This is a genomic window from Delftia sp. DLF01, from assembly GCF_014852125.1.
GTDB classification, from domain to species: Bacteria; Pseudomonadota; Gammaproteobacteria; order Burkholderiales; family Burkholderiaceae_C; genus Comamonas; species Comamonas acidovorans.
Map to the genome: position 1 here is coordinate 280,358 of NZ_JACVAZ010000003.1, position 21,638 is coordinate 301,995.

Below are 21,638 nucleotides of genomic sequence, written 5' to 3' on the forward strand. Positions count from 1 at the left end.
TGGCTAGGCCTGAGCGCCATCTGCGCTGGCCTGGCCGGCATCGCGGCGGGGCTGGCATGACCACGCTGGCCGACGCCCCCCAGTTCATCGTCCACTACAGCGCCCAGGGCACGGACGAATGGAAGCGCGACCGCTCCGGCGTCATCACGGCCAGCATGTTCGCCACGGCGCGCGAGCGCGTGGGCGGCCTGACGGAGCAGCAGGCCGCCCTGGTGGCAGGCATCCGCGCCGGCATGGCCATGGATGCTGCGGCGGCCCAGGCCGGCTACAAGACGCGCCCCAAGCTCACCGAGACCGTGCAGCGCGCGATCGACGGGCTGCCCATCGGCGACTTCAGCGAGGCCGCCAAGAGCTACGCCCTGCGCCTGGCAATCGAGCGCGGTAGCCGCGAGCCGCTGGACGAAGGCTTCGAAACCTACGCCATGCGGCGCGGGCACGAGCTGGAGCCCATGGCGCGCGCCGCGCACGAAGTGCATGCCGGCGTCGAGGTGCTGCCCTGCGGCTTCATCACCACGCCCGACCGCTTCTTCGGGGCCAGCGCAGACGGCCTGATCGAGCCGGACGGCGGCGCCGAATACAAGTGCCTCATCGACCCGCTGCGCCTGCGCGCCAGCCTGCTGGACAACGACATCAGCGAGTTCATGGACCAGGTGCAAGGCGGGATGTGGATCACCGGCAGGCGCTGGTGGGACTTCTGCATCTACTGCCCGGCCCTGGCTGCCGTGGGCCGCGACTTTACGCGCTGGCGCGTGCCACGCGACGACGACTACATCGAAACCATGGAAGCCGAGCTGCTGCAGTTCAAGCAGCTGGTGGACCAGTACGAAACCGCCCTGCGCGGCAACACCCAGGAGCATGCATGACCACGAACATTCCCCAGGCGCCCGCCGCCGCCCGCCCCCTGGCGCAGATGAAGCCCAAGGAGCAGATCGCGCACCTGCTGCAGAGCAAGCGCGGCGAGATCGCCAAGATGCTGCCCAAGCACCTCAACGCCGAGCGGCTGCTGAAGGTGGCTCAGATCGCGGCCACCACCACACCGGCCCTGGCCAAGTGCGACGTGGCCAGCCTCGTCGGCGCCATCGGGCAATGCGCCCAGATGGGCCTGGAGCCCAACACGGTGCTGGGCCACGCCTACCTCGTGCCCTTCAACACGAAGCGCAAGGATGCACAGGGTGTTGAGCGCTGGGTCAACAGCGTGCAGGTGATCATCGGCTACAAGGGCCTGATCGACCTGGCCCGGCGCAGCGGTCAGATCGTGAGCATCGCGGCGCACGAGGTCTGCGAGCAGGACACCTTCGATCTGGTCTACGGCCTGGACGAGAAGCTGGAGCACCGCCCGGCCATGGGCGAGCGCGGCGAGGTGATCGGCTTTTACGCCGTGGCCAAGCTCAAGGATGGCGGCCACTGCTTCGAGTTCATGAGCCGCCTGCAGGTCGAGCAGATCATGGCCGGCACCCAGAGCAAGGGCAAATACGGCCCCTGGAAGGACAACTTCACGGAGATGGGCCGCAAGACCGTCATCCGCCGCCTGGCCAAGTACCTGCCGCTGTCCATCGAATTCCAGACAGCCGCCGCGCTGGACGGCATGGCCGAGGCCGGCAAGGACCAGAACCTGGACAACAGCAACATCATCGACGGCGAGTTCACCATGATGCCGGACGACATGCCGCACGGCGACGACCAGCAGCAGGACGGCGCGATCGATTCCGCTGCAGCGCCGGCCGCGTCCGCCCAGGCTCCAGCACAGCCGCCCGCCATCGGCTACAGCGCACCCGAGCTGCTCGCCCAGATGCTCAAGGCCAAGAGCCCGGAGAAGCTGGACGAGGTGGCCAGCTTCATCGGCGACCTGCCTGTCGAGGAAGACCGCAGGAACCTCAACGCCAAGTACGAGGCCCTGCGCGCGGAGATGCCTGGGGCATGACCGCCGCCACCGTCCCGGCCGCCAAGTTCGCTGCGCAGCTGGCAGGCTTGATCACGGGCCTGCCCATCGGCGCGGAAAACCTCTCGCATGAGCAGGTCGCCCGCGCATTCCTGCGCGTCTCCCTGGAGGCCGAAAAGCTCGGCCGCGAGTACGCCGCCCAGGCCCTGGGCCAGCCCATCCCTGTTTCCACCACCACCACCGAGGACCACCATGGCCTTTGAACTTGCCGAATCCACGGCCGTCACCATCACCAACGCCAACCCGCGGCGCGAGCTGCACGGCGAAGAGAAGGTGCGCGCCATCGACATCTCCTTCACGCTCACGGGCGAGAACACCCTGCTGGACCTTCTGGAGCCCGGACTGCGCGAGCACCACTACTGCAACAAGGCGGCCACGGCCGGCCAGGAGGCGCTCCCCGGCGTGCTGATCCCGCTGCCGAACCTGCGGCACCCACAGCTGCCCCTGCTCTACCACTACGGCAAGGGCCAGAAGTGGCGCGGCTACCGCTTCATCTGGGACTGGGGCATCGAAGACGCGCACGTGGACTTCATGGACGCCGTGCTGACCGGCCTGCACTACGAGCTGAGCGAAGGCGGCAGCGTCACCATCAAGGGCACCATCCAATACAACGGCGACGAGCTGCAGGACAACGATGTCTTCGGCGAGCTGTCCGGCCTGGCAGCCGAGGGCGAGATCTACATCAAGCTGCTGGCCCCGGCCGAACTGCTGCAGGCCAAGAAGGGCTACCGCGCCGGCAAGCCGGACACGCCCGCCAGCCAGCCGGACAACGAGGACCAGCAGGAGCTGCGCGAGGAAGGCGAGGACGAGCCGCCCACCGACCCGAACCACCCTGTGAACCAGACGCCCGAAGACGCATTTGCGGCGGCCGTGACCGGCGAACCGGCCTGAACCATCCACTGAACCAACCCACGGCGCCCGCGCGGCGCCACGAAAGGAAATCCATGACCTCCTACACCGAACTGCTGGCCCGCAAGGCCGAACTGGACGCCCAGATCGCCCAGGCCCAGGCCGAAGCCAAGGCGAAGGCTGTGACCGAAGCCCGCGCGCTGATCCAGGAGCATGGCTTGACCGCTGCCGATGTGTTCCCGCCCCAGGGCAAGAAGCCCAAGGGCACCGTGGGCGCCCCGAAGTACCGCGACCCCGCCACCGGGGCCACCTGGACCGGCCGGGGCAAGCCGCCGAACTGGATTCTCGGCAAGGAGCGGGAGCAGTTCCAGATCTGACTGCCAGCAATCTAGCGCTTTTTTAGCGGCAAGGCACATTCTCAACTATTTGCTGAATAGCTCAGTCAATGCCTGTGCTCTGCTTTCTTCGGCTTTTCGTCTTATGGCAATTTCTTCTGCAGTTGAAATATCATCCGCCTGTCTATTGCAGAAGTCCTTATCAACCGAAGCTATTTTCCTAAGACGATTCGCCCGAAATTTAACAGTATGACGAGCGGCGGTTGCTGCATCACCTTCAAGTGCCTTTACGATTTTTAGTCCAGCGACTACAGCCTCAGTGCTGAGAACTGCCATATTAATTCTTCTTATCGAATCGACTGCAGGCAATTGTTCATTTGATACAGACCTTAGCGAATCAATAACAGATTGCCCTATGTAGATGGAGCTATCAATATTGTACGTATCTGGGTCGACTATAGTTCGGGCCATTTCATTACCCCAAGCTTCAGTGGCTTCGAACAAGTCAGCCAAAACACAGTACTGCATCCTGTCTTTAACTCGCTTAGCCTCAATATCTCTCTGAAGCTGCTGCTGATTTTGAACGTGTAGAGTTTTTCTAGTTAAGTAAAAACCTGAGAATATAGCAACAACTGATCCACCAGCCTGCACCCAGCTAGCCCACTCCGATTTAGTCATGCACCAAAAAACACAGATATTCTGTGATTGCGCAGAAGCTACCGCAGATCCGATACCAGAGATTAATTGATCAACGTCCATCGCCCTCTCCTTTCATGAGCGGCGAATCCTAACCTCCCATAGCCCGTTTGGCAGTCGCCTCTCGGGCTTTTTGCATTTCCACCACAGGAACTCGCACATGAAGCGTGATGCTTTCACATTGCCACTCGCATTCCCGGGCGAGTTGATCATCGACAATTTTGCCGGCGGCGGCGGCACCTCCACCGGGCTGGAAGCCGCATTCGGCCGGCCCGTGGACATCGCCATCAACCACGACCCCGAGGCGCTGGCCATGCACGCTGCCAACCATCCGCACACGCTGCACCTGTGCGAATCGGTCTGGGACGTGAACCCCATCCAAGTCACCGGCAACCAGCCCGTGGCGCTCGTCTGGCTGTCGCCGGACTGCAAGCATTTCAGCAAGGCCAAGGGCGGCACGCCGGTCAGCAAGCACATCCGGGGCTTGGCCTGGGTGGGCATGCGCTGGGTTGCCATGTGCAAGCCCCGCGTGCTCATGTTGGAGAACGTGGAGGAGTTCCAGACCTGGGGCCCGATCCTCGTCGGACCTGACGGCCAGGCCCGGCCGGACCCCGCGCGCCGCGGTAAGACCTTCCAGTCGTTCGTGCGCCAGCTCAAGGCCCACGGCTATCAGGTGGACTGGCGCGAGCTGCGCGCCAGCGACCACGGCACGCCCACGATCCGCAAGCGCCTGTTCCTCGTAGCACGCCGCGATGGCCTGCCCATCGTCTGGCCCGAGCAGACGCATGCCGAGCCCACAGACCGCCGCGTGATCGCCGGCAAGCTGGCCGCGCACCGCACGGCCGCCGAGTGCATCGACTTCGACCTGCATGCCGAGAGCGTGTTCGGCCGCAAGCGCCCGCTGGTGGACAACACCATGCGCCGTGTCGCAAAGGGCCTTTGGAAGCATGTCCTCACCAGTGCCAGCCCGTACCTCGTCGGCGCCGGCGGCCCGGTCTATGCAGGCCGGCCCGCCGCGACAGACCGCCCCATCGGCACCGTGACCACGCAGAACCACCGCGCTGTGGCCCAGCCGGTGATGGCGCCCTACCTGAACGAGCACGCCAACGCCAGCAACCAGCGCACCATGCCGGCTGATGCGCCGCTGCGCACCATCTGCGCGCAGGTGAAGGGCGGGCACTTCAGCGTCGTGGCGCCCACGCTGGCCCCACTGCGCGGCACGTCCGAGCAGCACCTGGTCGGCCATGCCGTGGAGGCCCCGTTGTCCACCGTGGCGGCCAGCGGCACGCACCACGCCTTGGTGGGCGCCAACCTGGTCACCATCGGCTACGGCGAGCGCGAGGGCCAGCAGCCACGCACCCAGGACATCGAGGCGCCGCTGGGCACGGTGGTGGCCGGAGGCATCAAGAGTGCCTTGGTTGCAGCGCATCTGGTGGACATGGGCCACGGCGAAGGGCCTGCCGGTGGCAAGCGTTTCAGCCACGGCATCCGCAGCCTGGAAGTGCCGCTCAACACCGTCACGGCCAGCGGCGGCACCAGTGCGCTGGCTGCCGTGCACCTGACCCACCTCACGCACCACGGCGAGCGCACCGGCAACGACCCGCGCGAGCCGCTCCGCACCGTCACCGGCGCCAACCGGGGCGAGCAGGCCATGGTGGCCGCGTGCTTGGAGCAGGCCAACGGCGGGTTCTACGACGGCGACGGCCGCAGCGCGGCGGACCCCATGTCCACGGTGACCTCCAGCGGCACGCAGCAGCGGCTGATCACGGCCTACCTCGTGAAGTACTACAGCGAGGGCGGCCAGGACAGCGCCTGCAGCGAGCCCATGCACACCGTGCCCACCAAGGCCCGCATGGGCCTCGTCCAGACGTGCCAGGTGCCGGCCGCAACGCTGGCGCCCGAGCATGCCGAGCGGGCCCGGCTGTGCGCCGAGCTGCTGCACAAGCACCTGCCCGAGCACTTTCCCGATCCGGCCGAACTCGTGCTCATGTGGCACGCAGGCCAGTGGTGGGTGCTAGTGGACATCACGCTGCGCATGCTCAAGCCGCGCGAGCTGTTCCGCGCCCAGGGCTTCCCGCGCGACTACCACTTCGAGCGCGTGCCCGACCCGGCCCTGCTGTTCCGAGGTGGCAAGCAAGCCGCCGACCCGCGCGATGTTCCCCTCATCGACCTGAGCACCACCGCGCAGGTCCGCATGTGCGGCAACAGCGTCTGCCCACCGCTGGCCGAGGCCCTGGCCCGCGCCAACTTCGCGCACGAAGCCCTGATCTACGGAGTCGCAGCTTGACCCCGACCCCACCCCAGGCCGCGTGCCCGCTGCTACTGCAGCGCGCAGGCCACGTCATTTCCAAAACTGCCAGCGCATGGCAAATCGAACGGAGCAACCCATGACCCACATCCTGATCCCGCGCACGCCCACCCTGGATCTGCTGCGCCCATTCTTCGAGTGCCCCACATCCGAACTCGACCAGGCCTGGGTTGCAATGGTTCGCATTGCCGAGGTCCAGCGTACGCGCGCTGGCCGCCAGTGCCCGGCCCATATCGAGCAGCTACGCGCTGGCGGCGCCCCGGTGTTCGATGGCTGCTGGAAGGCGCGCATGCTCGACGGCCGCGCCATCGAGCGCGATGCACAGGGCCTCGGCGAGCACCCTGACTTGCCCTGGTTGGACGAGGGAATGAACCCGCCCAAGTTCTTCGAGGCACTGGGCCTGCAACTGGCGGGCGTGTCGGCGCAGGAACAGCTGGACGTGGATGCCTATGACGTGATGGCTGGCAACTACGATTCCAAGGAATTCAACTTCGCCGCCTGGGCGCCCGCATCGCCGGAGGGGGCCGGCTGGTGCCTCGTGTCGATCCATGACACCGAGGACGGCCCCGTGGCATGGTGGCTGCGCGAACAGCCATATGTGGCGGCAACACGTCCCGTGCGTCGTGCACGGGAGCGAGACGATCTGACCGTCGAGGAATGCCGCGAGTACCTGCGCAACGGATGGACCCGCGTGCGTGGGCGGACCGAGCAGGCACTGATGCTGCAACTCTGTGAGGCCCTGGAAGCCGGGGCAGCTCCTGCCGCTGTGTCGCCCCAGGGCGTGACGGCATGGATGCATCCCGAGACGCTGGAAGTAATCAGCGATGCCAAAAAGCATGAAATGTCCACGCAGTACGGTACAGAAACGCGCAGGAAAGCAGAGGGCTACTCCGTCGCTATGGCACCTGTCGAGCAGTCTGCAGCAGCGCCCGCCCTGGAAGCGCCTGCAGTGGATGCCCCCATCGTCTGGCCCAAGGCCCGGGACGTTGGCCGCATCGGCGACATGAGCCCGAGCGCACACCTTCGCATCGGCCTCGACAGCGACAACGACGTGTACGCCAGCATCTGGGACGAGCGCGGCGGCGCAAGCATCGAGTTCTGCACGCCGGGTCAGGGTGGCGGCAAGTCCAGCCGCACCCGCATGGCACTGCTGGCCGTAATGATCGCCATGGAAGCCGACAACGCAGCAGACCCGGGCCGGGACTGGTGGGCCGAGCGCAACCACTCAGCCCAGGCAGCAGCCAAGGGGGCGGCATGACCAGGATCGTTTGCCAGTTCAGCTGCGGCGCGGCCTCAGCCGTGGCCACAAAGCTGGCATTGGCCCAGTACGGCGCGACCCACGACGTGCAGATCGTCAACGCCTTCATCAAGCAAGAGCACGACGACAACCGGCGTTTCCTCGTGGACTGCGAACGCTGGTTCGGGCGGCATATCGTCCAACTACGAGATGAGAAGTACGACGCAGACATCATTCGGGTCTTCCGGCGCGAGCGCTTCATCAAGGGCCCGCGTGGCGCCCCGTGCACAAGGGTTCTCAAGCGCAAGCTGCTTGACCAGTGGAGCGAGCACGGCGACGTGATCGTCTTCGGGTTCACGGCAGAAGAAGAAGGCCGCTGGGAAGATTGGCAAGAGAACAACCCGGGGCTTCAGGCCTTGGCGCCACTGGTCACTGCCGGCCTCGGGAAAGACGATTGCAAGGCGATGGTGCAGCGGGCCGGAATAGCACTCCCCGTGATGTACGAGATGGGCTACGAGAACGCGAACTGCAAAGGATGTGTCAAGGGCGGCGAGGCCTACTGGCGCGCGATCCGTTGCGACTTCCCTGACGAGTTCGAGGAGATGTGCCTGGTTCAAGACGAGTTGGGCCCTGGATCTTGGTTCCTACGCTATCGCTCAGGGCCACGCATAGGGGAGCGCTTCCCTCTGCGCGACCTGCCGGACGGCCCAATCAAGCGCAACGAAGCCCTGCCAGCATGCAGCTTCTTCTGCGAGCTGGCCGAGCAGGAATACACAGCATGAGCGCACCACTGGGCACAAGGAGAGCTGACATGCAGGAACCAATCGAAGTGACCGTGCGCAACGAGACCGAGCGCGGCTGGTGGGTCCCCCAGGATCAATGGTTCGCCCAGAAGATCTGGCCACTCACCGGCGTCTGGCAGGTCGTGCGCCTCAAGAACGGCGACATCACCAGTGGCGTGGTGCTCGCTGGCTACAACGGCTGGCGCGACGGCAACTACAGGCCGATCAATGTGGAGCAGTGGCTGAAGCCAGAACGCTGGTTCGCCTCACTGGACGACGCGGAAGGCAAGACTGCCGAGTACGCAGCCTATCGCCATGCCGTGCTCTACGAGCGCAAATCGCCGTTGCGCGCCCAGGCGCAGCAGAAAGGACCACATGAAAGTTGAGCGCTCAAACGCGGTCGTGCACATCACGATCAGCGACATCATGCAATCCCACCGCCTGGACCCCATCCGGGTCACGCTGGATGACATCGAGCCAGGGCGCGGCCGAATCACCATCGGGTGCTACGGCAGGGCCTGGGAGTCGTACTGGGGCGCCATGGGCGACCAGGGCATCGCGCAATTTTTCGCCAGCTGCGACAACCACTACCTGATCAGCAACCTCGCTCCGGACCTGCACGCCAGCCGCTACAGCGCCGATGCGCTGGTTTCCCTGGCGCGGAAGACCATCAGGGGGCGCCGCAAGGGCACAGCCGCGTGCCGGTTCGAGTACGACCCATTGACCAAGGCCCAGGCCGAGGAGCTGATGGGGCGCGTCGATGAGCTTGCCAACTGCGAAACCGAAAGCCAGTGCTGGTCCAAGGCCGAGCTGTTGGAGGAAATCTTCGGGCCCGACGGCACCATGATGGCTGTGCAGGCCACGGAGACGAACCCGGAGTACGGCCACCTGGAGCGCATATGCAATGCCGTGCGCGAGGCTCTGAAGCAGATCGCGCCGGCCGCCGAGGAGACCTGACCATGGCCAGCAAGAAGCCCGAGCACTGGCGCGACAAGCGCGCGCCACACCCTGACGACGAACCAATCACCTGGCCCGCACCCGCGGGCCTTTTTCATTGAGGACGCCCATGTCCAAGATCATCACTCTGAACTTTGCACCTGCCGTGCTCGGCCGCGAGCATGCCGCAGCCTACGTGGCGCTGAGCGTCAGTTCCTTCGAACAACTGGTGCGGGAGCGCCAGATTCCCCAGCCACGCCAGTTGTCTGCCAGGCGCGTGGGCTGGCTGCGCGCGGAACTCGATGACTGGTCCGCCCGTCGGCCAGCGTCCGAGCTGCTGCCACCTGAGAACACCGGTGCCCCTAAGCCCCGATGAACTCCTCCAACTTCGCATCGAGCGCTGCCAGCCATTGGCCGCGCTCGGCGTCGTACCGGTAGAGGTTGTAATCGCCCGCCACGCCAGGGAGGACGTGGCCAAGGATCGCCTCCCCAACCTCATGCGGACAGCCCATCGACGCAAGGATGGTGCGTCCCGTCCGCCGAAGATCATGCGGTGACCAATGCGTCACGGTCAACCGCGCCCGCTTGTGCTCGGGCTTCGTCTTGCTGTAGGGCTGCAGATAATGCACCTTGGTCTGCATGTAGGCCTGGGTCTGCCCTTTAAGCACACCATCGCGCCCGATGCTCGGGAACAGCCATTGCCCCTCATTCGCCAGCAGACGTCGCACGATCTGCTCGGCCCGACCGAACAAAGGCACACGCAGGTCATGTGCGACCTCAACGTGCCGAATCTTCATTGCCTCCTTGGGCACGGTCCACCAGAGCACACCCCCCTCCTCCGACAACTGCTTCTTCTGCATCTGGCAGATCTCCCCGCCACGCGTGCATGTCCACAGCTGCAGCGTCAGGAAATCCTGAACCTGCTGGCTGAACATCGACAGCTCGCTGCCGATCAGCGTCTTGATCTCCGCGCCGCTCAGCACGCGCTTGCTGGTGCCCTTGTGTTTGCCCTCACGCACTGCCCCTTTGCTGCGAAGCTTGTGGGACGTGCGTTCCGCCCACCAGTTGGGCATGCCGTCCGGAATTCGCCCTGACTCCAGCCCCACGCGCCATGCAGCTGCCATCTCCGTCTTCACGGACTTGGCCAAGACGGGGCGGTCGGCCAGACCTTCAATGACGTCGTAGACAAAAGAGCGGCCCACCTCGGTCACGGATGTCGACTCCCGTCCCGAGATCGCATTGCGCAGACGCTGCTCGATGTTGCGGGCGCCCTTGGCCTCCCGGTTGACCATGAGATACCGGGCGGCATAGTCGTCCACCAGCCTGGCCAATGTGTAAACCTGTGCAACCGGTTGCGCCAAAGCCTTGCGCGCCAGCTTTCGCTCATCCGCCGGATCTCTTCCCTGCTCACGCAGGTCCCGTGCTGTCTGCCATTCAGCTGCAGCCTGGGCTGGCGACATGGATGGCCATTGGCCGAGTTTGACCTGCTTGAGCTTTGCCGAATCCGCCAAGCTTCTGTAACGATAGGTCCAAGATTTCGTGCTGGCCGTCGCTTCGAGCCTCAAGCCTGGGCAACCTTGTACGACAATGTGTTCGCCCTGCTTTAGGGTCTTGGCTGAACGTGCGTCAAAGAACATCTGAAGCTACACCTTGAATGCCGGAAAAACCTACACAAAACCTATACCGAGCGGTGAAGTGTAGACGAGTCCAGGCAAGCGCAGATGAAGCACGAAGGTAAGCGCAGGAATGGAATAAATCATTTGCCGACACCATCTTACGCGGCAAACCAGAGATAAATCAAAGGCTTATGACAGATTCACAGGCAATGAACATCATCATTCTTGACGACTACCAGGACGCCGTGCGCAAGCTGGACTGTGCTCGTCTGCTGGAGCCCTTCAACGCCAAGGTCTTCACCAATACCGTCAAGGGCGTTGGCCAGCTGTCGGTGCGGTTGCGCGATGCGGACATCATCGTGCTGACCCGCGAGCGCACGCAGATCAGCCGGCAGCTGCTGGAAAAGCTTCCGCGCCTGAAGCTGATCGCGCAGACCGGCAAGGCCGGCGCCCATATCGATGTGCAGGCCTGTACCGACCAGGGCGTTGCGATTGCCGAGGGCGTGGGCTCGCCCATTGCGCCGGCAGAGCTGACCTGGTCGCTGATCATGGCGGCCACGCGGCGGCTGCCGCAGTACATCGCCAACCTCAAGCACGGCGCATGGCAGCAATCGGGCTTCAAGGCTGCGTCCATGCCTGCGAATTTCGGACTGGGCAGCGTGTTGCACGGGCGCACGCTGGGCATCTGGGGCTACGGCCGCATTGGACGGCTGGTAGCGCACTACGGCCATGCCTTCGGCATGCAGGTTCTGGTCTGGGGCAGCGAAAGCTCGCGCCAGAAGGCGCAGGCCGATGGCTTTGCGGCGGCGGACTCGCGCGAGGCTTTCTTTACCGAATCCGACGTGCTGTCCATGCATCTGCGACTGCATGAGGCCACACGCGGCATCGTCACGGCGCAGGATCTGGCACGCATGAAGCCGACCGCCCTGTTCGTGAACACCTCGCGCGCGGAGCTGGTGGAGGCCGATGCCCTGCTGGGTGCGCTCAACCGAGGCCGGCCGGGCCTGGCGGCCGTGGACGTGTTCGAGAGCGAGCCCATCCTCCAGGGCCATGCGCTGCTGCGACTGGAGAACTGCATCTGCACGCCGCACATCGGCTACGTGGAGCAGGACAGCTATGAGCTGTACTTTCGCGCCGCCTTCGACAATGTGGTGAACTTCGTTGCGGGGCAGCCCAGCAACATCCTCAATCCCGAGGTGTTCTCAGGCCCGGCCCGCGCAGGCTGACGACCGGATCAGGCGGGGGCTTGCGCCACCCGCCCTTGCCCAGCACTCAACGGCCGCCCTGGCCGGACTCGCCACGTGCGGCCGTGGCACGAAAGGCCAGTTCATCGGCCACCGCCTCATAGACGGCCTGGCGCACGACGGATTCCACCTCCTCGCGCAGACGCACGACGATGGACCGAGTCTGCTGCTGAACCACGGTGGCAATGGCGTCGCGCAGGCGCTGGTCCAGCACCAGGTCCACACGCTGCATGAGGCGATGGACCAGATATTCCTCGGTGACCTGCTGCGCATGGCTGTCCCAGATGGACTCCATGGTGGGAGCTGCCGGCATGGCGGGGGAAGCCGGCGTCGGCGCGGCAGCCGCCTCTGCCACGACAGTCTGCACCACCGGGACCACCGAGACCACCGGGACCACCAAGTCGGCAGGGACCACTTCCCCGACCGGTGCCACGTCGCCCGCTGCAGCCACATCTGCCGCACCTGCCACATCCGCCGCATCCGCCACGTCAGCCATTTCGGCCATTTCGGCCAGACGGCTTTCCTGGGCCAATTGCATTTCCACGGACGGGGCGCTGGGCGGCTGATAGTCCGAGAGCACGGGCTGCATTGCAGGTGTCGGGATTTCCTCGGGTGCAGCCTGCTCGGTGACCATGGGCCGCTGGGGTTCCAGGTCCTGCGGCAGTGGCGGCAGGGACGCAGGCAGGGTGACCACGCCACGCCGAGGCGCCAGCATGCCTTCGCTGGCCCAGGGCGTCGCTTCGTCAGTCAGCGGCAGTTCGGACACGGGGTGTGCCAGGGGTGCCGGGGGCTCGACCGCCTGAACCGGTGCCTGCACCGCATCCACCGCAACAACATCGGTGAGCGTGGGAACAAAGCGCGGTGGGGTTTTGGAGGGAGGAGCGCTCATGGCTTACTCCTTGAGGACCAGGTCATGGCGCTTGATGGAAATACCCTGGGCCGCATAGTGCTTCCAGCGCTGCCGGGCCAGGTGGCGGTCTTCCTCGTCGGTGGCGGAAACCACTTCGACGACACGCGCAAAGCGCTCGAACCCTTCGGGCACTTCGCCGCCCAGGTTGACCAGCATGTCGTGGTGCGGCGCGCCGTCCAGCCGCTCCAGCAAAACGATGGGCGAGAAGGCCATGATGTCTGCCCCATCGCCTTCGCCGGCATGGGCCAGGAAGTCGGTGGGCGAGACACTCCACAGCCTGGGCGACAAGGCCTTGAGCAGCGGCGGCGACCCCAGCACCACCAGTTGCGTGCGGTGCCTGAGCGCCTTACGCGCCAGACGGCAGACATAGGCCAGCTTGTCGGGCGCGTTGAAATGGAAGGCCACTTCAGTCAAGCGATGCCCCCTTCAAACAGGTCCGGGCCGACGGGGACGATGCGCTCATGCCTGCTCCGGCTGAGCGGCAACTGCAGCCTTGCGGCGGCTGGCAGATCCTGCCTTGGGTGGCACAGGTTTCTTGGGTGCAGCAGCCTTGGCCTGCACCTTGCCAGCATCGATGCAGGCCAGCAGATAGTGCAGCAGCAGGCCCACGGGGCGGCCTGTACCGCCCTTGGCGGCGCCGCTCTTCCAGGCCGTGCCGGCGATGTCCAGGTGCGCCCAGGGAATGTCGCCCACAAAGCGCTGCAGGAACTTGGCTGCCGTGACTGCGCCACCCGCGCGGCCAGCCACATTGCCCATGTCGGCAAAATTGCTCTTGAGGCCTTCGCCGTACTCCTCGTCCAGCGGCATGCGCCAGCAGGGGTCCAGTGCCGCATCGCCGGCCTGCTCCAGCGCGCGGGCCAGTTCGTCGCTGGGCGAGAACATGCCGCTGCGCAGCCCGCCCAGGGCGATGACGCAGGCGCCGGTCAGCGTGGCGATGTCCACCATGGCGCGGGGCTTGAAGCGGGCGGCGTAGGTCAGCGCATCGCAGAGCACGAGACGGCCTTCGGCATCGGTGTTGAGGATTTCTATGGTCTGGCCGCTCATGCTGGTGACCACATCGCCCGGCTTGACGGCAGCGCCGCCGGGCATGTTCTCGGACGCCGGAATGAGGCCGACGACATTGACGGCCGGCTGCAGCCGGGCCAGCGCATGGAACACGCCCAGCACGCTGGCGGCGCCGCCCATGTCGAACTTCATCTCGTCCATTTCAGCGGCAGGCTTGAGCGAGATGCCGCCGGTATCGAAAGTGATGCCCTTGCCGACCAGCACCACGGGCGCGGCGCCCTTGGTGCCGCCGTTGTAGTGCAGTTCGATGAAGCGCAGCGGCTGCTCCGATCCCTGGGCCACGGCCATGAAGGCGCCCATGCCGAGCTTGGCGACTTCGGCGGGGCCGTGGATCTTGCAGCTGATGCCGGGCAGCTTGGCCAGGGCGCGGGCCGCGTCAGCCAGCAAGGTGGGCGTGGCGTGGTTGGCGGGGCGATTGGCCCATTCGCGTGCCAGGGTCATGCCTTCGGCCTGGGCCACGGCGGTCTTGAAAGCGTCGGCAACGCCATTCTTGTCGCCCGCCTTGACGGCTGTGGCAATCACCAGCTTCTTGAGCGCCACGGGCTTGGCCTGCGGCTTAGTGTGGGTATAGCTGTAGCAGGCATCGGCCGCCGCCAGAACGGCGGCAGCAACGGCAGGACCTGCCGCATCGAAGCCAAAGCACAGCAAGGCCTTGCCAACACCGGTCGCCTTGAGCGCGGCACCTGCGCCGGCCACGGCCTGGCGCACTTCCCGTGCCGAGCCGTTGCCCGCGCCCAGCAGCACGACGCGGCGTGCAGCGACGGCTGGCAGGCCGTACAGTGCCAGCTGTTTGCCGGCTGCCGTTTCGAAATCTCCGGCCTTGACCGCGTGTGCGACCAGGGTGGACAGCGCGTCGCTGCCCGTGACCGTGGCTTCGGTCACCAGCACCAACAACAGGTCACACTTTTCACGTACTGCTGCGGCAGTCGTCAACGGCTTCAGTTCAAAGTTCATAATCGGCGTTTTCCTTTCAGCCAATGTTATTCGATTCATCCATACGCAAAGAGCTGGCCCGCAGCTTCGGTGCCACGGTCGTGGTGCTGATCACGGTCGTCATGACCATGATGCTGATCCGCACGCTGGGCCAGGCTTACAAGGGCAATGTCAGCCCTTCCGACGTTCTGCTGGTCATGGGCTATACGGTGCTTGGCCAGTTGCCCACGATTTTGGGCCTGGGGCTTTTCGTGGCCGTGGTCGGCTCGCTGTCGCGCATGTACCGCGACAGCGAGATGGTGATCTGGTTCGCCGCAGGCCAGGGGTTGGCCAGCCTGCTGCGCCCGCTGCTGCGCTTTGCCTGGCCGGTGCTGGCCGTGATCGCCGTGCTGGGCCTGGGCATCCTGCCCTGGGCCAACCAGCAGATCGAGCAGATCAAGACCCAGTTCGAGCAGCGCAGCGACATCGACCGCATCGCCCCCGGCGAGTTCCAGGAGTCTGCGGGCGGATCGCGCGTGTTCTTCATCGACAAGGACGTGCCCAGCGCCACCGCTGCCAACAATGTGTTCATCGTGGCCAATGAGCGGGGGCGCGAGTCCGTGACCTCGGCGCGCGGGGCGCGGCTGGAAGTGATCAAGGGCGAACGCATGGCCGTGCTCACCGATGGCCAGCGCATGGAAACGCAGACCAGCGACGGCTCGGTGAAGATCAGCGAGTTCAAGGAATACGGCACGCAGCTCGGCGGCGGCAACAATCTGGCCGCTGCCGAGGAAATGGCCGCTCGCAGCACCTACACGCATGAGCTGCTGCCGCGCACCGAACCCATCTACCGCGCCGAGCTGGGCTGGCGCATAGGCCTGCCGCTGGCGGCGCTGAACTTCGTGATCCTGGGCCTGGCCGTGGCCAGCGTGAACCCGCGCGCGGGCGGCAGCGGCAGCCTCATGCTCGCGCTGTTCGCCTTCATCGTGTACTACAACCTGATGACGCTGGGCGAGAACTGGGTGGCCTCGGGCAAGCTGAGCATGCCCGCCATGACGGCCCTGCTGCACGGAGGAACATTGCTGCTGGCACTGCTGGTGCTGCTGGCACGGCACAAGCGCTGGTCGCCGCGCGACCTGTGGCGCAGGCCCTGCAAGCCGGCTGCCCTGGACGACGCAAAGGCGGTGCCCTGATGAGAGTTCTGAGAAACCTGCTGTACCGCGACATCATCGCGGCCGTCAGCTATGTGACGCTGGCCTTCCTGGCGCTGTTCTTCTTCTTCGATCTGGTCGATGAGCTGCGCTGGGTCGGGCGCGGCGGCGACAACGGCTACCAGATCACGCACGCCCTGCTCTTCGTGGTGCTGCGCATCCCCAGCCACCTGTACGAGCTGATGCCCATCACCGTGCTGATCGGCACCATCTACGTGATGGCGCGCTTTGCCCAAAGCTCGGAATTCACCATCATGCGCACCAGCGGCATGGGCCCCTGGCTGGCGCTGCGCACGCTGATGGTGCTGGGCCTGGGTTTTGTGCTGGCCACCTTCGGCACGGGCGACTACCTGGCGCCGGCGGCCGAGAACGCGGGCCAGAACATCCGCGCCATCCACCTGGCCCAGCTGTCGCGCGGCGCCACGGGTGCCTGGCTCAAGGAACGCCAGGGCGATCACTCCATCGCCATCAACGTGCGCGCCATCCGCGGGCCCGGCGATTTCTCCAATGTGCGCATCTTCGACTTTGACGGCCAGGGCCGCATCTCGGCCCAGATCCATGCGCAGGCGGCGCAGGTCAGCGAGGATGGCGAATCCTGGACGCTCCAGGGCGTTGAGGCCAGCCGCCTGAAGGCCAAGGCCGACGGAGGCATGGTGCTGCTGCGCGAGAAGGAGGACAGCCTGGTCTGGAAGACCGGCATCAGCGCCGAAATGGTCTCGGCCGCGCTGCTCAAGCCCGACCGCATGTCCACCATTTCACTGTTCCAGTACGTGCGCCACCTGGAGGCCAACGGCCAGGCCGCGCAGAAGTACGAGATCGAGTTCTGGCGCAAGGTCTTCTACCCCATGAGCTGCCTGGTGATGGTGGTGCTGGCCCTGCCCTTTGCCTATCTGCACTTCCGTTCGGGCGGCATCGCGGCCTATGTGTTCGGCGGCGTCATGGCCGGCATCAGCTTCTTTCTGCTGAACAACGTGTTCGGCTACATCGGCACGCTGCAGACCTGGTCGCCCTGGCTGACCGCTGCGGCGCCGGGCCTGCTCTACAGCCTTCTTTCATTGACCGCCTTCACCTGGCTGGTGCTGCGCCGCTAGGTCCGTTGCCATGCAAAACGACACAACAGCGGCCGGCATTGCCGGCCTGATCCTGCTGGCCCACGGCTCCCGCGACGCCCTGTGGCGCCAGCCCATCGAGGCCGTGCTCGGCGCCGTCCGGCAAACGCGGCCCCACGGCCTGGCTGCATGCGCCTACCTGGAAGCCTGTGCGCCCGACCTGCCCACCGCCGCGCTCGGGCTGGTCGAGGCGGGCGCCACGCGCATCACCGTGCTGCCCCTGTTCCTTGGCACGGGCAAGCATGCGCGTGAGGACATCCCGAAGCTGGTGCAGGAGATCCGCGACACCCATCCACAGGTGGCCGTGGAACTGGAGCCGGCCGTGGGCGAGCATCCGCGTGTCACGGCCCTGCTGGCAGAGCTGGCGTTGGCGGCCATGGAGCCTTCCGGCAGTTCAGGAAGCTGAAATAACGAATCGCTTCTTTATATAAATGCAGCATAATGGTGCGCTGCACCCAGCTGTCACCGCCATGAACCTGCACCAATTCCGATTCGTCCAAGAAGCGGCGCGCCGCAACCTCAACCTCACCGAGGCGGCCAAGGCCCTGCACACCTCGCAGCCCGGCGTCTCCAAGGCCATCATCGAGCTGGAGGAGGAGCTGGGCATCGACATCTTCGCGCGCCACGGCAAGCGCCTCAAGCGCATCACCGAGCCCGGCCTGGAGGTGCTCAAGAGCATTGAACTCATCATGCGCGAGATCGGCAACCTCAAGCGCATCGGCGAGCAGTACAGCGCCCAGGACAGCGGCACGCTGTCGATTGCCACCACCCACACCCAGGCCCGCTACGTGCTGCCGCCCGCCGTGGCACGGCTGCGCGACCTGTATCCCAAGGTCACCATCAGCCTGCACCAGGCCACGCCGGCCGAGGTGGCGCGCATGGTCATCGACGAAATCGCCGACATCGGCATGGCCACCGAGTCCCTGGCCGACTACCCCGATCTCGTCACCCTGCCCTGCTACGAATGGCAGCACGTGCTGGTCATGCCCACGGGCCATCCGCTGGCGCAGAAAGAGCGCATCACGCTGGACGACATCGCCCATGAGTCGCTGATCACCTACCACCCCTCGTTCACCGGGCGCGGCAAGATCGACCAGGCCTTCGCCACGCGCCGGCTGCGTCCGCGCATCGTGCTGGAGGCCATTGACTCCGACGTGATCAAGACTTATGTGCGCCTGGGCCTGGGCATCGGCATCGTGGCCGAGATGGCCATGCGCGACGATCCGGTCAACGACCTCGTGGTCCGCCCCATGGGCCATCTGTTCGGCCAGAGCGTGGCGCGCGTGGCCATCAAGCGCGGCGCCTATCTGCGCAACTTCGTCTACCGCTTCGCCGAACTGCTCAGCGACCGCCTGACGCGCGACCTGATCATGCGCGCCATGAGCGGCCACGTGCACGACTACGAACTCTGATCCTCCGCCCCACCGGGCCCGCAGTGCGGGCCCGTTCCCGTTTTCCGCTGCCTCCGCCATGACCTCTGCCACGCCCCGCACGCCCGCCTTCCCCAGCCGCCTGCCCCATGTGGGCACGACCATCTTCACCACCATGTCGGCGCTGGCCGCCGAGCACCAGGCGGTGAACCTGGGCCAGGGCTTCCCCGACTTCGGCTGCGCCCCCAGGCTGGTCGATGCCGTCACGGCCGCCATGCAGGCCGGCCACAACCAGTACCCGCCCATGCCCGGCCTGCCGCAGCTGCGCCAGGCCATGGCCGACAAGATGCAGGTGCTGTACGGCCGCCGCTACGACGCGGCCACCGAGATCACGGTCACGGCCGGCGCCACGCAGGCCATCCTCACCGCCATCCTGGCCACCGTGCATGCGGGCGATGAGGTCATCGTGCTCGACCCCTGCTACGACAGCTACGTGCCCAATATCGAGCTCGCCGGCGGCGTGCCCGTGCGCGTGCCGCTGACGCCGGGCAGCTTCAAGCCCGACTTCGCCAAAATTGCCGCCGCCATCACGCCGCGCACACGGCTGCTGATCATCAACAGCCCGCACAACCCCAGCGCCACCATCTGGAGCGATGCCGAGATGCTGCAATTGCAGGAGCTGCTGGCGCCCACCGACGTGCTGCTGATCAGCGACGAGGTCTACGAGCACATGGTCTACGACGGCCGCCAGCACCAGAGCGCCGCGCGCTTTGCCGGCCTGGCGGCGCGCGCCTTCATCGTCTCCAGCTTCGGCAAGACCTACCATGTCACGGGCTGGAAGGTGGGCACCGTCGCCGCGCCGGCCGCGCTCACGGCCGAGTTCCGCAAGGTCCACCAGTTCAACGTCTTCACCGTCAACACGCCCATGCAGGCGGGCCTGGCCAGCTACATGGCCGACCCTGCGCCCTACCTGCAGCTGCCCGCCTTCTACCAGGCCAAGCGCGACCTGTTCTGCCAGGGCCTGGAAGGCTCGCGCCTGCGCCTGCTGCCCACGGCGGGGACCTACTTCGTCTGCGCCGACATCTCGGCCGTCTCGGACCTGGACGAAGCCGCGTTCTGCCAGTGGCTGGTCCGAGAGCATGGCGTGGCGGCCATCCCGCTGTCGGCCTTCTATGGCGACGGCTTCGACCAGCGCGTGGTGCGCTTTTGCTTTGCCAAGCAAGACAGCACGCTGCGCGCGGCGTTGGAGCGGCTACGCAAACTCTGAAGCCGGGCGCGGGGCAGCGCGCGCCCACGCCGGGTTGTCCCGTCATCCTCTGAGATGACATGGCCCCTCCGTCCCTGGTCTTACGCTCGGGCGACAGGAGACACAAGCCATGCGAACCGACCACGCCCCACGCGCCTTGCGGCGCGTTTTTCCATCCACGGCCGCCTTTGCCGCATCCCTTCTCATGGCGGGCTGCGGCGGTGGCAGCAGCCCCACTTTGGCCGATGCCACAACGCAGGCGGCCGCCTGCGCCGACCTGCCTGACAGGGCAGGCCTTGCGGCCACCCGGCTGTCCACCAGCTATGTGCCGCCCGACACCCGCAGGCCGGGCGGCGCCAGCACCGGCGCGCTGCTGCCGGGGCACTGCGTAGTCACCGGCGCCATCAACCCGCGCGTGGGCGTGGACGGCAAGAACTACGCCATCGGGTTCCAGCTCAGCCTGCCGGACCAATGGAACGGCCGGTTTCTCTTCATCGGCGGCGGTGGCAACGACGGCATCCTGCGCGACACCTCGCTGAGCTCCAGCATCTCAGGCGCAACGCCTTCGCCGCTGGGCCAGGGCTTTGCGGTGGTCTCCACCGACGCGGGCCACACCGGCACGACAGCCAGCTTCGGTGCCGACCCTCAGGCCAGGCTGGACCACGCCTACAACGCCTACGACAAGACCGCCGTGGCGGCCAAATCGCTGATCTCCACGCGCTACGGGCGCAAGCCTGAGCACTCCTATTTTTCAGGCTGCTCGGGTGGCGGGCGGCAGGGCATGGTGTTCTCGCAGCGCTTTCCCGACTACTTCGACGCCATCACGGCCGGTGCCCCTGCCATGCGGGTATCGAGCGGCGCCACGGTGGCCGCGATGTGGAACACCATCGAGTTCGATGCCATCGCGCCGGCCGACAGCAGCGGCCGGCGCATCCTCTCCCGGGCCTTCAGCAACGAGGACCTGAACCTGGTGGCCAAGGCCGTGACCGCCTCCTGCGATGCGGCCGACGGCGTGGCCGATGGCATGGTGAACCACGTCAAGGCCTGCCATTTCGACCCCGGCGTGCTGCAGTGCGGCGGCGCCAAGGCCGGCAGCTGCCTGAGCAGCGGACAGGTGAACGCGCTCAGAAACGTGTTTGCCGGGCCGCGCAACTCGGCAGGCCAGGCCCTGTATGCGGGCCAGCCGTGGGATCCGGGCCTGGCAGCGCCGGGCTGGCGCACCTGGACACTGGGCAGCTCCACCACCGCCACGCCGGATTCGCGCTACATCACGCTGATCGTGGATGCGCTGGTCAACGAATTCCTCACCCCGCCAGACCTGGGCTTCAACCCGCTGGCCTTCAACTTCGACACCGACCCGGCGCGCATGCAGGCCTACTCGGCCATCTATGACACCTACCGGGATGACCGGCTCACGGCCTTCCGGCAGCACGGCGGCAAGATGCTCTTCATCCACGGCATGTCCGACCCCATCTTCTCGGCGCTGGACACGCTGGACTACTACGAGCGCCTGGCCGCCAACAACGGAGGCATGCAGGCCACGCAGGACTTTGCGCGCACCTTCCTCGTGCCGGGCATGAACCATTGCTCGGGGGGCCCGGCCACGGACAGCTTCGACTCCATACAGGCCATGGTCGACTGGGTGGAGAAAGGCATCGCCCCGGACACCATCGCTGCCAGGGCCCTGCCGTCCAGCGCGGACTTTCCGCAGCGCACGCGCCCGCTGTGCCCGTATCCGAAGATTGCCAGGTACAGGTTCGAGGGCGCAGCCGCCGGCACGGGCAATGTGGAGGATGCGGCCAGCTTTGTCTGCGCCCTGCCCTGAGCCTGCGCATCTGCGGGCTGGGCGCCACAGGCCGGGGCCGCCGCAGGG

The 21,638-nt window shown here is 66.0% G+C and carries 23 protein-coding genes; 18 read left to right on the top strand and 5 right to left on the bottom strand.

Annotation, left to right across the window (positions count from 1 at the left end; all coding sequences use genetic code 11):
* Nucleotides 1-56 precede the first annotated feature (56 nt).
* Genes IB269_RS16570 through IB269_RS16590 form a run of 5 tightly spaced genes read left to right on the top strand, consistent with a single transcriptional unit; the run spans nucleotide 57 to nucleotide 3,165 of the window.
* Nucleotides 57-863 (top strand): lambda exonuclease family protein, encoded by an 807-nt coding sequence (locus IB269_RS16570; RefSeq protein WP_192367723.1) that lies wholly within the window; start codon nucleotides 57-59, stop codon nucleotides 861-863.
* Nucleotides 860-1,921: a recombinase RecT gene (locus IB269_RS16575; RefSeq protein ID WP_192367724.1), complete on the top strand. Its 1,062-nt coding sequence runs from the start codon at nucleotides 860-862 to the stop codon at nucleotides 1,919-1,921. Before IB269_RS16570 ends, IB269_RS16575 begins: the two co-directional genes overlap by 4 nt.
* Nucleotides 1,918-2,142, top strand: coding sequence for a hypothetical protein (locus IB269_RS16580; protein WP_192367725.1), 225 nt, complete (start codon nucleotides 1,918-1,920; stop codon nucleotides 2,140-2,142). Before IB269_RS16575 ends, IB269_RS16580 begins: the two co-directional genes overlap by 4 nt.
* Nucleotides 2,132-2,830 carry a hypothetical protein gene (locus tag IB269_RS16585; protein WP_192367726.1) on the top strand — a complete coding sequence of 233 codons (699 nt, stop codon included), beginning with the start codon at nucleotides 2,132-2,134 and terminating at the stop codon, nucleotides 2,828-2,830. The genes IB269_RS16580 and IB269_RS16585 overlap by 11 nt, the downstream gene beginning before the upstream one ends.
* A gap of 53 nt (nucleotides 2,831-2,883) precedes the next feature.
* A complete protein-coding gene (locus tag IB269_RS16590; protein ID WP_192367727.1) occupies nucleotides 2,884-3,165 on the top strand; it encodes an H-NS family nucleoid-associated regulatory protein in 282 nt (93 codons plus the stop codon).
* 45 nt (nucleotides 3,166-3,210) lie between these two features.
* Here the strand turns inward: IB269_RS16590 and IB269_RS16595 are convergent, their stop codons facing one another.
* The gene (locus tag IB269_RS16595) at nucleotides 3,211-3,882 is read right to left on the bottom strand and encodes a hypothetical protein (protein WP_192367728.1); all 672 of its coding nucleotides are present in this window, start codon (nucleotides 3,880-3,882) and stop codon (nucleotides 3,211-3,213) included.
* A 97-nt stretch (nucleotides 3,883-3,979) separates the two neighbouring features.
* Between IB269_RS16595 and IB269_RS16600 the strand changes: the two genes are divergently transcribed.
* From IB269_RS16600 to IB269_RS16625, 6 genes are all read left to right on the top strand, one after another.
* On the top strand, nucleotides 3,980-6,106 hold the full coding sequence (locus IB269_RS16600; protein ID WP_192367729.1) for a DNA cytosine methyltransferase: 2,127 nt from the start codon (nucleotides 3,980-3,982) through the stop codon (nucleotides 6,104-6,106).
* Nucleotides 6,107-6,206: 100 nt separating this feature from the next.
* Nucleotides 6,207-7,385, top strand: coding sequence for a hypothetical protein (locus tag IB269_RS16605; protein ID WP_192367730.1), 1,179 nt, complete (start codon nucleotides 6,207-6,209; stop codon nucleotides 7,383-7,385).
* Nucleotides 7,382-8,146 carry a hypothetical protein gene (locus IB269_RS16610; protein ID WP_192367731.1) on the top strand — a complete coding sequence of 255 codons (765 nt, stop codon included), beginning with the start codon at nucleotides 7,382-7,384 and terminating at the stop codon, nucleotides 8,144-8,146. The genes IB269_RS16605 and IB269_RS16610 overlap by 4 nt, the downstream gene beginning before the upstream one ends.
* Before the next feature lie 29 nt (nucleotides 8,147-8,175).
* A complete protein-coding gene (locus IB269_RS16615; RefSeq protein WP_192367732.1) occupies nucleotides 8,176-8,532 on the top strand; it encodes a hypothetical protein in 357 nt (118 codons plus the stop codon).
* 40 nt (nucleotides 8,533-8,572) lie between these two features.
* The gene (locus IB269_RS16620; RefSeq protein WP_192367733.1) at nucleotides 8,573-9,103 is read left to right on the top strand and encodes a hypothetical protein; all 531 of its coding nucleotides are present in this window, start codon (nucleotides 8,573-8,575) and stop codon (nucleotides 9,101-9,103) included.
* A gap of 109 nt (nucleotides 9,104-9,212) precedes the next feature.
* Nucleotides 9,213-9,458, top strand: coding sequence for a helix-turn-helix transcriptional regulator (locus tag IB269_RS16625; RefSeq protein WP_192367734.1), 246 nt, complete (start codon nucleotides 9,213-9,215; stop codon nucleotides 9,456-9,458).
* Here IB269_RS16625 and IB269_RS16630 read toward each other — a convergent pair.
* Nucleotides 9,445-10,719 carry a tyrosine-type recombinase/integrase gene (locus IB269_RS16630; protein ID WP_192367735.1) on the bottom strand — a complete coding sequence of 425 codons (1,275 nt, stop codon included), beginning with the start codon at nucleotides 10,717-10,719 and terminating at the stop codon, nucleotides 9,445-9,447. The two genes, IB269_RS16625 and IB269_RS16630, sit on opposite strands and share 14 nt — an antisense overlap.
* A 188-nt stretch (nucleotides 10,720-10,907) precedes the next feature.
* On the opposite strand from IB269_RS16630, the gene IB269_RS16635 reads away from it, so the two are divergent.
* The gene (locus tag IB269_RS16635; RefSeq protein WP_063326267.1) at nucleotides 10,908-11,924 is read left to right on the top strand and encodes a D-2-hydroxyacid dehydrogenase family protein; all 1,017 of its coding nucleotides are present in this window, start codon (nucleotides 10,908-10,910) and stop codon (nucleotides 11,922-11,924) included.
* Between the two features lie 46 nt (nucleotides 11,925-11,970).
* On the opposite strand, the gene IB269_RS16640 is transcribed toward IB269_RS16635, so the two are convergent.
* The 3 genes from IB269_RS16640 to IB269_RS16650 are packed head-to-tail and all read right to left on the bottom strand — an operon-like array spanning nucleotide 11,971 to nucleotide 14,871.
* Entirely contained in the window at nucleotides 11,971-12,831 is an 861-nt protein-coding gene (locus IB269_RS16640) for a hypothetical protein (RefSeq protein ID WP_192367736.1), read from the bottom strand.
* A 3-nt stretch (nucleotides 12,832-12,834) separates the two neighbouring features.
* Nucleotides 12,835-13,266, bottom strand: coding sequence for a DNA polymerase III subunit chi (locus tag IB269_RS16645; protein WP_012205376.1), 432 nt, complete (start codon nucleotides 13,264-13,266; stop codon nucleotides 12,835-12,837).
* A 45-nt stretch (nucleotides 13,267-13,311) separates the two neighbouring features.
* The gene (locus IB269_RS16650) at nucleotides 13,312-14,871 is read right to left on the bottom strand and encodes a leucyl aminopeptidase (protein ID WP_192367737.1); all 1,560 of its coding nucleotides are present in this window, start codon (nucleotides 14,869-14,871) and stop codon (nucleotides 13,312-13,314) included.
* A gap of 23 nt (nucleotides 14,872-14,894) precedes the next feature.
* On the opposite strand from IB269_RS16650, the gene lptF reads away from it, so the two are divergent.
* The 6 genes from lptF to IB269_RS16680 all read left to right on the top strand — a co-directional run bounded on the left by lptF (nucleotide 14,895) and on the right by IB269_RS16680 (nucleotide 21,590).
* On the top strand, nucleotides 14,895-16,022 hold the full coding sequence (lptF, locus tag IB269_RS16655; RefSeq protein WP_097202491.1) for an LPS export ABC transporter permease LptF: 1,128 nt from the start codon (nucleotides 14,895-14,897) through the stop codon (nucleotides 16,020-16,022).
* Nucleotides 16,022-17,131, top strand: a complete 1,110-nt coding sequence (gene lptG, locus IB269_RS16660; protein WP_034393081.1) for an LPS export ABC transporter permease LptG — start codon at nucleotides 16,022-16,024, stop codon at nucleotides 17,129-17,131. Before lptF ends, lptG begins: the two co-directional genes overlap by 1 nt.
* Before the next feature lie 10 nt (nucleotides 17,132-17,141).
* Entirely contained in the window at nucleotides 17,142-17,555 is a 414-nt protein-coding gene (locus IB269_RS16665; RefSeq protein WP_192367738.1) for a sirohydrochlorin chelatase, read from the top strand.
* Nucleotides 17,556-17,619: 64 nt separating this feature from the next.
* Nucleotides 17,620-18,561 (top strand): CysB family HTH-type transcriptional regulator, encoded by a 942-nt coding sequence (locus IB269_RS16670; RefSeq protein WP_034398475.1) that lies wholly within the window; start codon nucleotides 17,620-17,622, stop codon nucleotides 18,559-18,561.
* 58 nt (nucleotides 18,562-18,619) lie between these two features.
* Entirely contained in the window at nucleotides 18,620-19,786 is a 1,167-nt protein-coding gene (locus tag IB269_RS16675; protein WP_192367739.1) for a pyridoxal phosphate-dependent aminotransferase, read from the top strand.
* Nucleotides 19,787-19,895: 109 nt separating this feature from the next.
* The gene (locus IB269_RS16680; protein ID WP_192367740.1) at nucleotides 19,896-21,590 is read left to right on the top strand and encodes a tannase/feruloyl esterase family alpha/beta hydrolase; all 1,695 of its coding nucleotides are present in this window, start codon (nucleotides 19,896-19,898) and stop codon (nucleotides 21,588-21,590) included.
* Nucleotides 21,591-21,638: the final 48 nt, after the last annotated feature.

Coding starts and splice junctions, on each gene's coding strand:
- IB269_RS16575 (WP_192367724.1), top strand. CDS start 860: ATGACCACGAACATTCCCCAGGCGCCCGCCGCCGCCCGCCCCCTGGCG.
- IB269_RS16665 (WP_192367738.1), top strand. CDS start 17,142: ATGCAAAACGACACAACAGCGGCCGGCATTGCCGGCCTGATCCTGCTG.
- IB269_RS16615 (WP_192367732.1), top strand. CDS start 8,176: ATGCAGGAACCAATCGAAGTGACCGTGCGCAACGAGACCGAGCGCGGC.
- IB269_RS16650 (WP_192367737.1), bottom strand. CDS start 14,871: ATGAACTTTGAACTGAAGCCGTTGACGACTGCCGCAGCAGTACGTGAA.
- IB269_RS16640 (WP_192367736.1), bottom strand. CDS start 12,831: ATGAGCGCTCCTCCCTCCAAAACCCCACCGCGCTTTGTTCCCACGCTC.
- IB269_RS16600 (WP_192367729.1), top strand. CDS start 3,980: ATGAAGCGTGATGCTTTCACATTGCCACTCGCATTCCCGGGCGAGTTG.
- IB269_RS16680 (WP_192367740.1), top strand. CDS start 19,896: ATGCGAACCGACCACGCCCCACGCGCCTTGCGGCGCGTTTTTCCATCC.
- IB269_RS16675 (WP_192367739.1), top strand. CDS start 18,620: ATGACCTCTGCCACGCCCCGCACGCCCGCCTTCCCCAGCCGCCTGCCC.
- IB269_RS16670 (WP_034398475.1), top strand. CDS start 17,620: ATGAACCTGCACCAATTCCGATTCGTCCAAGAAGCGGCGCGCCGCAAC.
- lptF (WP_097202491.1), top strand. CDS start 14,895: ATGTTATTCGATTCATCCATACGCAAAGAGCTGGCCCGCAGCTTCGGT.
- IB269_RS16620 (WP_192367733.1), top strand. CDS start 8,573: ATGCAATCCCACCGCCTGGACCCCATCCGGGTCACGCTGGATGACATC.
- IB269_RS16630 (WP_192367735.1), bottom strand. CDS start 10,719: ATGTTCTTTGACGCACGTTCAGCCAAGACCCTAAAGCAGGGCGAACAC.
- IB269_RS16585 (WP_192367726.1), top strand. CDS start 2,132: ATGGCCTTTGAACTTGCCGAATCCACGGCCGTCACCATCACCAACGCC.
- IB269_RS16595 (WP_192367728.1), bottom strand. CDS start 3,882: ATGGACGTTGATCAATTAATCTCTGGTATCGGATCTGCGGTAGCTTCT.
- IB269_RS16570 (WP_192367723.1), top strand. CDS start 57: ATGACCACGCTGGCCGACGCCCCCCAGTTCATCGTCCACTACAGCGCC.
- IB269_RS16635 (WP_063326267.1), top strand. CDS start 10,908: ATGAACATCATCATTCTTGACGACTACCAGGACGCCGTGCGCAAGCTG.
- IB269_RS16590 (WP_192367727.1), top strand. CDS start 2,884: ATGACCTCCTACACCGAACTGCTGGCCCGCAAGGCCGAACTGGACGCC.
- IB269_RS16625 (WP_192367734.1), top strand. CDS start 9,213: ATGTCCAAGATCATCACTCTGAACTTTGCACCTGCCGTGCTCGGCCGC.
- IB269_RS16610 (WP_192367731.1), top strand. CDS start 7,382: ATGACCAGGATCGTTTGCCAGTTCAGCTGCGGCGCGGCCTCAGCCGTG.
- IB269_RS16580 (WP_192367725.1), top strand. CDS start 1,918: ATGACCGCCGCCACCGTCCCGGCCGCCAAGTTCGCTGCGCAGCTGGCA.
- IB269_RS16605 (WP_192367730.1), top strand. CDS start 6,207: ATGACCCACATCCTGATCCCGCGCACGCCCACCCTGGATCTGCTGCGC.
- lptG (WP_034393081.1), top strand. CDS start 16,022: ATGAGAGTTCTGAGAAACCTGCTGTACCGCGACATCATCGCGGCCGTC.